Raw genomic sequence first — 2,981 nt, forward strand, 5'->3', positions numbered from 1 at the left:
GCACATATCCGGCCCGACGGAAGTCACGACGCGCTCGGAGTGCTGCGCGAAGAACTCCGGCGCCACGCGCTGCGGGTGTCGCGACTCCACGCCAAGCTGTTCTACCAGCCGCTGCTGGAATCGCTTGCGCCAGAAGGCCTGGAGTTCTCCCAGGGGATGACGCCGGCGGCAGCGGAGCGCCAGCTGGCCGCACTCGGCTACGAGGCTCCGCACAGCGCGCTGAGCCACCTGTCCGCATTGATCAACCAGAGCGGCCGTCGGGGCCGGGTGCAGGCGGTGCTGCTGCCCCGACTGCTCGATTGGCTCTCCGATACCCCCGATCCGGGGGGCGGTCTGCTGGCCTACCGCCGGATCAGCGAGGTGATGGTCGCCCACCGTTGGTATCTGTCCACGCTGCGCGACAAGCCGTCGGTCGCCAAGCGACTGATGCACGTGCTCGGAACGTCGGCGTATGTGCCCGAACTCTTGATGCGCGCCCCGGAAGTCGTCCAGAACTACAGCGACGGGGCGTCGGGCCCCAAGCTGCTCGAGGTCGACCCGGACGCGGTGGCCGGTGCGCTGGTGGCCTCGGCGGGCCGGCAAAGCGATCCGGTTCGGGCCATCGCGATTGCGCGTTCGCTGCGCCGCCGTGAGCTGGCCCGCATTGCCTCGGCCGATCTGCTGGGCATGCTCGACGTCACCGACGTGTGTGCCGCGCTCACCGCGGTGTGGGTCGCCGTTTTGCAGGCCGCCCTGGAGGCGGTGATTCGGGCCAACCTTCCGGAAAGCGGCGACGCGCCGGCCGCCATCGCCGTCATCGGGATGGGTCGGCTCGGCGGCCGCGAGCTGGGCTACGGATCCGACGCCGACGTGCTGTTCGTCTGCGAGCCGACCGACGGTGTGCAGGATTCCGACGCGGTGCGGTGGGCGGTCAGCGTGGCTGAGCAGATTCGCGCGCTGTTGGGGACCCCCAGCGCCGACCCGCCGTTGGAGGTCGACGCCAATCTGCGGCCCGAGGGTCGCAGTGGTCCGCTGGTCCGCACGCTCGCGTCGTATGCCGCTTACTACGAGCAGTGGGCCCAGCCGTGGGAGATTCAGGCGCTACTGCGGGCCGACGCGGTGGCCGGTGATGCGGATCTGGGTCAGCGGTTCTTGCACATGGCCGACACGACGCGTTACCCCACCGGTGGGGTGTCGGCGGAGGCGGTCCTCGAGATCCGGCGGATGAAGGCGCGCGTCGACTCCGAGCGGCTCCCGCGCGGCGCCGACCCGAAAACCCACACCAAGCTGGGGCGCGGGGGACTGGCCGACATCGAGTGGACCGTGCAGCTGCTCCAATTGCGCTACGCCAGCGAGATCGCTGCGCTGCACAACACCTCGACGTTGGAGAGCCTGGACGCCGCCGTCGACGCCGCGCTGATCACCACCGAAGACGCGGCCCTGTTGCGGGAGGCATGGCTGACCGCAACGCGGGCCCGCAACGCGCTGGTGCTCGTTCGCGGCAAGCCCACTGACCAATTGCCCGGACCCGGCCGCCTGCTCAACACCGTCGCCGTCGCGGCCGGCTGGGCGAAGAACGGGGACGGCGGCGAGTTCCTGGACAACTACCTGCGGGTGACTCGGCGCGCAAAAGCCGTCGTGCACAAGATCTTCGACGAATAAGCCAGCCCCGGCCGCGGTGCGCCGAACGACTCGGTGTTAGTAAGGAAGCAACGGTCGGCTGCTGACGCAGGCCCGCCAGTAGCGTGAGGAGGCGGGGTTGTACGCGAAGATCCCCTACGAGGTGATGAGCGCCGACGAACACGATCGGCTCGCGGCGCTCTACGGTCCGCTGACCGACGATGTGCGCGAACTGATCCGGCTGGCTCTGCGCACCGACGCAGACCCAGACTCAGTCGATGCGGCCAGAACGGCGATCCGAGCGGCCAACGATGTGCTGCGGAGCAGGCAACGGGACAGGTCGCAGCTGGTGCGCCACGCGGTCGGGGGACGCCCGGTGGTGTGGGGCAACGCCGTGATCGGACTGCGCAACGCGATCGCCCCGCCGCTGACCATTCATCACGACGATGACGGCACCCGGTGCTGGAGCGAGTTCACTCTCAACTCCGCTTACGAGGGCCCGCCCGGGCAGGTGCACGGAGGGGTCTGCGCGCTGGTGCTCGATCATGTGCTGGGCGAGGCCGCCAGCGCGGGCCTGACCAAGCCGCTGTTCACCGGAACCCTCACGGTTCGGTTCGTGCGTGGCACACCGTTGGGCAAGCTTCGCGCCGACGCCGCCGTCGAGCGCACCGAAGGTGTCAAATCCTTTGTATCGGGGCATCTTTCCGGCGCCGAAGGAATCACCGTCGAAGCCGAAGGTATCTTCATCAAGCCATCGTGGGCGCGGGACGCCGAATGAAGTTCTACGTCAGCAGCGCATTTCTCAACACTCGCGAGATCGTCGAGATCGCCAAGGCCGCCGACGACCTCGGTTATGACGGCATCGGGATCCCCGATCACATCGTCAATCTGGAGACATTGAAAACCCCGTACCCCTACACCAAGGACGGGCAGCGGCGCTGGCAAGCGTTCACCGAATGGCCCGACCCGTGGGTGCTGGCCGGCGCGCTCGCGCAGGTCACCACGCGGCTGCGGTTCGTCACCACGGTCTACATCCCGGCCATGCGGAATCCCTATTCGGCGGCCAAAGCCATTGGCACCGCGGCATATCTCGCCGACGGGCGCATCGAGCTCGGTGTCGGCGTCGGCTGGTGTGAAGAAGAGTTCGACCTGATGGAGCAACGCTTCTCCGCCCGGGGCAGACGCACCGACGAGATGCTCGACCTGATGCGGACGCTGTGGTCGCCGGACTGGACGGAATTCGACGGCGAGTTCTATCGAACTCCGAAGCTGGAGATGCAACCGACGCCGCCGCGGATACCGATCTACGTCGGCGGCCTCAGCGAGATCGCTTTGCGCCGCGCGGCGCGGTACGACGGTTGGATCGGCGACCTGATCAAGAC

3 protein-coding genes are annotated in these 2,981 nt (G+C 68.1%); all 3 read left to right on the plus strand.

Annotated elements, in window-relative coordinates; all coding sequences use genetic code 11:
• Window positions 1-1,641, plus strand: a 1,641-nt coding sequence (locus WAN02_RS21005) for a bifunctional [glutamine synthetase] adenylyltransferase/[glutamine synthetase]-adenylyl-L-tyrosine phosphorylase (RefSeq protein ID WP_422266147.1), incomplete at its 5' end; no start/stop codon positions are given.
• A 124-nt stretch (window positions 1,642-1,765) separates the two neighbouring features.
• A complete protein-coding gene (locus WAN02_RS21010; RefSeq protein ID WP_422266149.1) occupies window positions 1,766-2,377 on the plus strand; it encodes a PaaI family thioesterase in 612 nt (203 codons plus the stop codon).
• On the plus strand, window positions 2,374-2,981 hold a 608-nt coding region (locus WAN02_RS21015), incomplete at its 3' end, for a TIGR03619 family F420-dependent LLM class oxidoreductase (RefSeq protein WP_422266148.1). The genes WAN02_RS21010 and WAN02_RS21015, both read left to right, overlap by 4 nt.

The sequence above is a fragment of the Mycobacterium sp. genome (assembly GCF_049281135.1).
Taxonomy (GTDB): domain Bacteria; phylum Actinomycetota; class Actinomycetes; order Mycobacteriales; family Mycobacteriaceae; genus Mycobacterium.

Excerpts from the sequence above, each read along its gene's own strand:
- WAN02_RS21010 (WP_422266149.1), top strand. The coding sequence starts at position 1,766 with ATGAGCGCCGACGAACACGATCGGCTCGCGGCGCTCTACGGTCCGCTG.